The 8,604-nt window shown below is 32.5% G+C and carries 8 protein-coding genes; 2 read left to right on the forward strand and 6 right to left on the reverse strand.

The genetic code is table 11. The annotated features are described in order from the left end of the window. Positions 1-873: 873 nt before the first annotated feature. From AC3WOM_RS25875 to AC3WOM_RS25885, 3 genes are all read right to left on the reverse strand, one after another. Entirely contained in the window at positions 874-1,761 is an 888-nt protein-coding gene (locus tag AC3WOM_RS25875; protein ID WP_427541320.1) for a sigma-70 family RNA polymerase sigma factor, read from the reverse strand. A gap of 77 nt (positions 1,762-1,838) precedes the next feature. Continuing rightward, complete coding sequence (locus AC3WOM_RS25880; protein ID WP_492448924.1) at positions 1,839-2,120, reverse strand: DUF2798 domain-containing protein; 282 nt, start codon at positions 2,118-2,120, stop codon at positions 1,839-1,841. A 3-nt stretch (positions 2,121-2,123) separates the two neighbouring features. Next, complete coding sequence (locus tag AC3WOM_RS25885) at positions 2,124-2,978, reverse strand: NAD-dependent epimerase/dehydratase family protein (RefSeq protein ID WP_427541314.1); 855 nt, start codon at positions 2,976-2,978, stop codon at positions 2,124-2,126. Positions 2,979-3,324: 346 nt separating this feature from the next. Between AC3WOM_RS25885 and AC3WOM_RS25890 the strand changes: the two genes are divergently transcribed. Further along, positions 3,325-3,594 (forward strand): hypothetical protein, encoded by a 270-nt coding sequence (locus AC3WOM_RS25890; RefSeq protein WP_427541311.1) that lies wholly within the window; start codon positions 3,325-3,327, stop codon positions 3,592-3,594. Between the two features lie 417 nt (positions 3,595-4,011). On the opposite strand, the gene AC3WOM_RS25895 is transcribed toward AC3WOM_RS25890, so the two are convergent. Continuing rightward, complete coding sequence (locus AC3WOM_RS25895) at positions 4,012-5,220, reverse strand: MFS transporter (protein ID WP_427541308.1); 1,209 nt, start codon at positions 5,218-5,220, stop codon at positions 4,012-4,014. A 196-nt stretch (positions 5,221-5,416) separates the two neighbouring features. Continuing rightward, complete coding sequence (locus AC3WOM_RS25900; RefSeq protein ID WP_492448925.1) at positions 5,417-6,571, reverse strand: serine hydrolase domain-containing protein; 1,155 nt, start codon at positions 6,569-6,571, stop codon at positions 5,417-5,419. Positions 6,572-6,857: 286 nt separating this feature from the next. On the opposite strand from AC3WOM_RS25900, the gene AC3WOM_RS25905 reads away from it, so the two are divergent. Continuing rightward, a complete protein-coding gene (locus AC3WOM_RS25905) occupies positions 6,858-7,304 on the forward strand; it encodes an Lrp/AsnC family transcriptional regulator (protein WP_427541302.1) in 447 nt (148 codons plus the stop codon). Between the two features lie 698 nt (positions 7,305-8,002). Here AC3WOM_RS25905 and AC3WOM_RS25910 read toward each other — a convergent pair. Beyond that, the gene (locus AC3WOM_RS25910; RefSeq protein WP_492448926.1) at positions 8,003-8,569 is read right to left on the reverse strand and encodes a Crp/Fnr family transcriptional regulator; all 567 of its coding nucleotides are present in this window, start codon (positions 8,567-8,569) and stop codon (positions 8,003-8,005) included. Between the last annotated feature and the right edge of the window lie 35 nt (positions 8,570-8,604).

Genomic DNA, 8,604 nt, shown 5'->3' on the forward strand with positions numbered 1-8,604 from the left:
TAAAGGCTTTTTTTATGCACGGATAATATTGCGGAAAATTCAGTTTTTTGAAATACGTTGAATTATTTTAATGCGACGCTAGTGTAAACAGTTAAAAATGAAATATCTTCTTAAGATATTTTGGATTTCTTATCGAACTAAACGAGCTGTCAGGAAACCAGCTAAAAACTCCTTGTTATTCCATTAAAGGCGCTTTAATGGAATAACACACGTAGAAAATGATCAAACTTTTTTATAAAAATTTCATCTGGATGCAAAACTCTAGAATCCCTTTTGATCAATCTTTTTTTCAAAATGGGTTCTTCTATTTACCATAAAGTAGGGGTTCTAGTAACATTTTTGATCAAACTTTATTACAAAGCTACAGTTGTGTAGGTTTGAAATAAAGTTATAAAAAAGATGTACCGTTTTTAATAAAGGTAATCGTTTCACCCCTTTGGATATGATTATACAAAGGGGTGTTTTAATTGAAAAATAAACCTATTTCATTAAACATAAAATTCAAACTCATGAAGATGTAGATTTGAAATAAAGTCACGATGTTTATAAAAAAGATGCGATGTTTAAAATAAAGTCGCGACGTTAATAGAAAAGGTTTAACTAAAAATCCTGAGTTGATATGCTACAGTACTTTTTCTTGTTCCACAAACGGGCCAGATTGTTGAGTAAATAAACAAGTACGCTCTAAGCTTTCTGGAAATTGTGGAAGTATATAAAAACTGTGAACATTGTTTTATAATAATTGAATTACGGGGTTATGCTTGTTTGAGCTTTTAAAATTAAAAAACTTTATTGTCATTTTACAGCAGGTTAGTTCAATAAGAAAATAAATACGGATTGTTCTTTAAAAAGAACAATCCGTATAACGCATCCCTACATAGGATTATATTTTAATTTATTTGGATCTACTACATAGAAAATCTTGTTAATTGTTTGGGATGAAGAATTCCAGTCAAAACAAAAAACACCTGTTATTTTTTCATTTTCAGTGACTACTATACCATATTGATTATTTATTATAGCCGCAGTAGCACATTTTCCAAAGAAAAACTTTTTTGAAATTCCTGAAATAAGCGCTAATACTCGCTCTTTACCTTCGATGATGTTTATTGCCGTTCTTACTTTACCCCCTCCATCAGCAGCAAATAGAACATCATTAGATAACAAGTGGGTTACTCCTTGAATATTCCCATTGGATAATGCCAATATAAATTGTTCTATATAATTTTTCTGAAGATTAACAGTCAAATCTCTTTCACATTTTCTTCCCATTTTAATTTGTGCTCTACTCAATATCTTACGGCTATTAACAGTCGTTGTATTTAGAATATAGGCAATCTCACTATGCTTTAGCCCTAGAGCATTTCTTAATACGTAAGCTATTCTCTCTTTAGGTAAAAGGTTTTCGATGAGTACCATATATGAATAGCTTAATTGATCTGACTGGATTAGACTGTCAAGAGGCTCACTATTGAATTCCTGTAGTATAGGTTCGGGTAACCACGTACCAATATAAGTTTCTTTCTTTTTTCTACTTGATTTTAGTTCATTCATACAGCGGTTAACGATCATTTTATTAATATAAGCTTTTAAATTAGTAATTTCTTTCTCATTCATTTCATGTTCTTTTAATTTCAAAAAAGTATCTTGAACAATATCTTCGGCATCTGTAATTGAACCAAGTAAATAGTATGCTGTGGATAAACAATAATTCTTATATTCTTTATATAAGTCTTCAATATTCAAATCATTGGTCAACATGATAAACCCTTCCATCTCTAATGTTATGCATATCGTAATCAGTGGAACATTCTACATACATTTTTTTATTTTGTCTATCATTTTTCTACAAAAGTAATGATTGTCATAAGTTTATTTATTATTCTTGGAACAATGTAAGCACAAAGTATAGCACAAGAAAATGCTTCTCCCCACATTCGTAGCCAATAAATTAAAAATGTATGGCTATATCCTAAGTTTATAGAGACAAGGATAAACGATATGAAACAAGACGTGAAAAGTCCAGATAGAAAAGTGTAAATAAAAGACTTATAAATTTTATTTATTTTCATAAATTTAACCTTCTTATATTGTTGTTCAATATTTTCTACTTCTATCATTAATTAATGATGTAACAAGTTAAATCCTTTTGTCCAAGAAGGGTAAATAGGTTCCCAGCCATATTGTTTTTTTGCTTTCTCATTTGATGCTCCTCGTTCCCAAGAATTAAATGTATCTTTTATTGGAGGGAGAGGGGCCCCTATTGCATCAGCAAAATAGGGAAGCCAAATTGAACTTTTTGCAGGTTCATCATCTACGATGTTTACAGTTCCTGATTGCCAATTTAAAGCTAATACTGCTGCTTTTGCTGCGTCTTTTATATGGATAAAGGATGTCATCCCGTTTGTTGCGTATAACTCTTGTCTCTGTAATTGTTTAGCAATTTTACCGTTCACAGAATACCAGGTTCCAGGGCCATATAATATACCATAGCGAAGGATAATGAAATCAGGCATTTCTTTTACCTTTTCCTCTAAAGAAATAACTCCATCAATAGTTGTTTTGCGAGGTAATGAGGCATAAATATCTAATGGTGTTTCTTCTGTAGCTAGCGTATTTCCAGGTTCATAAGCCCATGAAATACTTTGTGCAACTATTTTTTTTACACCAACGTGATTAGCAGCATCAACAAGGTTTCTTGTTCCTTCTATCCTTATTTTTGAATTATCGTTTATATCGCCACTATTCAGTGCAGTAAGTTGATGCATTACAACATCAGGCTGAGTTTCAATTAAGGCTGCATAAACACTATTTCGATTAAACGCATCTGCAACTACTGGTTTTACTCCCATTCCTTGCATTGTTTTAACATGTTTTTCTGATCGAATCATCCCGAATACTTCATGCCCTTCTTCTATTAACATCGGAATCACCATTTTTCCAATTACACCAGTAGAACCAGCAAGTAAGATTTTCATAAAATAAACCTCCTAATTATCATAAATACAAGATTAATATCTCTAACAACTAAGACAATTATTCAAAAGGAAGTGTGACACTATTAAAAGAAATTATAAAAAATATTTATGTACTAAGAGAGTTGAATCCTTATACTATTTATTTCAAGTTGTTATGCATAGCTAGGGGTAGCGCCTATATTAAAGAACTGTATAAAAGAAAAAGTTTGTGAATAAATGTACTTAAAGTAACGGGTGCTTTTATTGAATAAACGATCTTCAACAATCAGGCGCTTTTCCTTGATAGGGAAAGCGTCTGTATTCATGGAAAGGGCCAGTTTGTTAAATAGTGGACAGGGGGGATATGATGCAATTTATTAAGAAATATGGCTTTTTAATATTTACAATGGTTATCACGTTAGTAGGTTTTTTTGTATTAAAGTTTAGTGTTGATCTGGGAGCAGGTGCAGCTAGTGCTTATTTAGATTCTATGGGTGGTAGTATGGATTCGGCAGAGTTTAATTCCATTCAGTCCAAATATATAATAGCAAATATGATTGCAGGTGGAATTCTATTGTTTTTAGGATTAACATTTCTTTTTTTCTCCGTCTATAGACTTTCCAAAAACAATAGCTAGAATATTCAACATTCGGGCGCTTTTCTGAAATAATGAAAGCGTCTTTCTTCATGAAAAGGGCCATTTAATGGAATAAAACCCCTAAATACTACTAGATATTTCCATTAATGATGGTGTGAGATTTTGAAGAAATGTACTTAAGCTCCCTCAGTTAGATACGATTATCTCTCGGGCAGGATAGTTGAATAATAATACTCAAGCATTTCTATAAAGTTTGATACTATTTCAATTTTATAATTAAGTTTTTTAGAGGGGGAGAACATTTATAAAAAGCTATTATTACTTAAACTGTAATTGAAGGATATAAGTGCTTGCCTGACCATTAACAAAAGAATGCAAAAAGTATCTAACTGAAAAGTAAAAACACACAATCCAATATTGGATAGCATGTTTTTTTGAGTTCAATTCTTATTTGTTCTAGTTTTGTTTTGCAGTAAAACCAGGTGTTTTAGTTTTCCATACAACGATATATGCAACTAGCAATATACAGAACATAGCCCATGGGAAGGAAAATACTCCAAGGGTTTCCAAAAGGAACGCTCCAACTACACTTCCGCCACCAATAGCTAAGTTCCAAGTTGTCACAAGCATAGATTGAGCAACATCTGCACCATCTCCACCAGCATTTGCAATCGCAGTTTGCAGTAGTGTTGCGGCTCCACCAAATGTAAGACCCCAAAGTGTAATTGCAAGATAGATGACAATGGATTGATTCATGCCAATACCTAGTGCCACAGATGCCAACCCGAATCCAGCAAGGCTGATTAAAACCAACAAACGTAGGTTATGGTCAATGTATATTCCAGTAAACCAAATACCTACTAATGCTGCTGTACCAAATATAAGCAATATCATATCAATGTTTTGGGTTAGTCCTACATGGTCAAGGTAAGGTGCAATATAAGTATAAAGAATGTTATGTGAAAGTACCCATGCTAATATAACAAATAGTACTGATCTTACCCCTGGAGTGACTAATACCTTCAATAGAGGTATGCGTTTTTCAGTAGATTGTCCAGGGAAGTCTGGGAGTTTCCATAGAACCCAAATAACTAATAATAAAGATGAAAGTGAAATAATTCCGAAGACAGTGCGCCAGCCCAAATAGAAACCAAGAAATGTGCCAAGAGGAACACCAAATGCAAGAGCAAGAGGGGTTCCGACCATCGCTACCGCCATAGCCTTCCCTTTAAGTGATTCAGGTGCCATTAAACGGGCATATCCAGCAGTCATTCCCCAAAGAATACCTGCAGTTACACCAGCAAAGAAGCGAGCTATTAACGTCAAAGTATAATTAAAAGAAAAAGCTGTAACAGTATTAAATAAAAGAAATCCCACGATACATAGAAGCAGCAATGGTTTTCTTCTCCATCCTTGAGTTGCTGTAGTTAAAGGAATAGCAGCTAATAATGATCCAAGAGCATATGAAGTAACAAGTTGGCCAGCAAGGGATTCAGTAACTCCTAGTCCATTACCAATTTCTATTAATAACCCAGCAGGAATAGTTTCTGTGAGTATACAGATAAATCCAGCCATCGCCAGAGCAATTAAACCGTTCCACGGAAGGCGTTCTGGTGAAGTGGCAATTGTAGCACTTCGTGTAGTTAAACTTCCATTTTTATACATAGAAAGAACACCTCTTTTATTTATTTAATAATCCAATCCTTTAAATACATAAGTAAATTTCTATAAAAAAGAAGAAAATATATAAGTAGGCACCTCTTAATTAAGAAATGTTCCTATAATTTATAGGAACATTTTGAAGTCAGACTATTCTTTTAATTGATTAAAACATCTTTTCTTCCAGTAAACTAATTTAATATCACTCATAAATAGCATCGGTTAAGTCTACAGTAAATTGACCAGCCATACCCTCAAATGCAGTATTTGTAAAAGAAACTACTGTTAATTTCTCTATAGGGTCAACAAACCACGAGTGTCCATAAGCTCCGCCTAATCTCCATGTTCCAATGGACTCTTTTGTATTAGCTTCTTTGGGATCTTTCAATAAAGTAAATCCTAAACCAAAACCTCTTCCAGGCCAGCTGGCTAATGGCAAATTTCCGGTTTGAATCTTGGTCATTTCATTTTTTATATCATTTGGTAATAAAAAATCTCCTGACCTCAACTCTTCAAGGAAATACAGAAAATCTTCTGCAGTTCCACTCATTCCGGAACCTCCTGACGGGAAAGCACTGGTATCGAATGCACGAGCAGGTTCAAACACTATGCCTACGGTCCCTTCAAATACTTGAGCAACTTCTTTATCACCCATTCTTTTAGGAATAGGAAAATTACTTAGATATTGGGTAACTATTCTTTGCTTATCTTTAACATCAAATGAAGTATTCGCCATTTTTAATGGGTCAGTTATTAGAGTTTTAATTAATGTTTGCAACGAATCTCCATAAGCTTTACTGATAACTGCACCCAACACGTCTACTGCTATGGAATAACCCCAATTCGTACCAGGCGTATATAATAACGGGGCAGAGGAAAGTCTTTGTAAATTTTCTTCTAGAGAAAATCCTGAAAGGTTCATTCCATCTGAAACCCCTGCCTTTTTATATTCTCCTCCTCCTTCAGGCTCTAAAAATCCATATGTCAATCCCGCAGTGTGGGTAAGCAAGTGCCTTACAGTAATAGTAGGTTTGTCACCATTTATTAACCGTGGTTGAAATTTCGGAAGCCACTTAGTAATTGGATCATCCAAACCAATTATTTCTTTTGATACCAATACTAAAGCTGCTGCAGAAACGATTGGTTTCGTAACAGATGCAAGGCGAAATATCGAATCCTGTTCCATTTTTATTTTTTCTTCCCGATCAGCGTAACCTGCAATACGCTTATAGATAAGGTCACCATCCTTGCTAACTAAAGTCACCGTACCAACGATTTTGTTGTTTTCAATCGCTTTGTTTATTACTCTATCAACCCTTTTACTCAATCCCATGATGTCTTTATCTGCTTTTAACATCTGTTCATCACATCCTATACAAATTTAAAGAACAACTTAATTTTAATAAAATGAATAACTAATTTACATAATAAATCATTTGAATAATTAGAATAATGATTATAAAATCTAATTATTTTATAACTTTTTCTTTTGATTTATAAAAGGAGAAGAAATAAACTATATATAATTTAAAATTATAATATTAAATTGTATATTTAAATGATAAAATTATACAAAGAGGGGATATCGATTTTAACATTAAGGTGTTTCTGTTAATTTAACTTTATTTTAAAAGGGTGATTTTTTGGATAGCGTAGATAAAGATATATTAATGCATTTACAGGGAGATGCACGGTTGTCAATGACTTCTATTGGTAAACTTATAGGTTTATCTCAACCAGCAGTAACGGAAAGAGTAAAAAGATTAGAGGAACAAGGAATCATTTCAGAATACAGGACTGCTGTATCAAATGATAAAATTGGTAAGCCAACAGTAGCTTTTATTTTATTTCGAACTACACAATGTCTTAATTTTGTTGATTATTGTGAAAATACACCAAAAGTGGTAGAGTGTCATCGTATAAGTGGGGAATATAATTACTTAATAAAAGTAGTAGTTGAATCTACAAAAGAACTTGAACTATTTGAAAATGAAAGTATGAAATATGGTAACTCCACTACACTAATTTCTCTTTCCTCACCTATCGACTATAAGCCATTGTTTCCCTCACCCGTAATGCTAAAAGATTAAAATATGTATTAAATCAGTTAAGATGAATTTCACAATACAGTTTATGATAGGTTTCTTCTTATCCTTATGAATAGGCTCTTTGAATCGATTATTGATAAAAATAAAAATCCTAGAGCAAAAAATAAAATTACGTATGGATAAATTGAAGAACTAATAAACTAGCGAAAGGAGAAGTCTTCCTCGAATGGAAGAATTTATGCCAAGTTGCTACTGGAAAAATTGATTAAAAATTTACCAAAAGCAATCTAAACTTGCATCTCCTTACGACAAGAGATGTGGTTTATCAGTTCTGAGGTGATTGTTGAAGACCTTCCATACATTATAGTGTCTACTATATCGAGTACAGTTTAGAATGTGGCTGTTATATTACGAACCCAGCCATTAGAAACTACTCAGTTATTCCATTATAGGGCGCGATTGTTGAACATCATAGGAAGAAAATAATCAATCTTTTTTTATAAAAATCAATCTTAGTATTACAATATAAGACTCCATTTTGATCAATCTTTTTTCAAAATGGAGTTTTTTATATATAGAAAAATGCTGGTTTGTGAGATGGTTTTTGATCAAACTTTATTACAAAGCTACAGAAGAACCATATTTAAAAGAAGCTTGAAAAATCCCCTAAATGTTGGTAGTGACTCTAAAAACGAGGAGAGTCTACCGTAGCCAAGTGAAAACAAATATTATCCATAATTTTATCTTAATAAAAAATCTTTAAGGTATTTTTCAATTTCTTCAATTGAATTTATAGAGAATTGTTTATCTTTATAACTTATAACGCCCTCATTTATGCACTGAGCTATTGAACGATTTAAGCTTCTAATTGGTGCACAGACCTCACTTGATAAAATTTGCTTTGTAAGGTTATCTAAATCACCGATTTTATAATGATTATGTATACTTAATAAGATACGATCTTTAACTGTTAGCAATGATAATTTTGCCGTAGTATCTGAACTTAAAGTTAATTTTGAGGCAAGTTGTTTAATTATGTAAAAATTAAAATTAAAATCGATTTTCATCCATTCATAAACCTTTGTTTTATGGATAGCTATCGTTTCACAATTTTGTTTTGCAATAACACCGAGTGTTTTCATTTTTTCATTAAAAATTTCTATTTCCCCAAAACAACTATATGAATCATAAATATATAGGGAAAGCATCGCTCCCTCATAACTTTGTCTATACACTTCTGCCCTACCTGTAGTTAGAATATAAAGTGGAATGTCAACACTAATTTGAACAAATCCTTTAAGGGCGATTTTGTTATGAAGTGGCTTGACATGGAGCCTCTATG

This window comes from Lysinibacillus sp. FW301-JW8 (assembly GCF_058788755.1).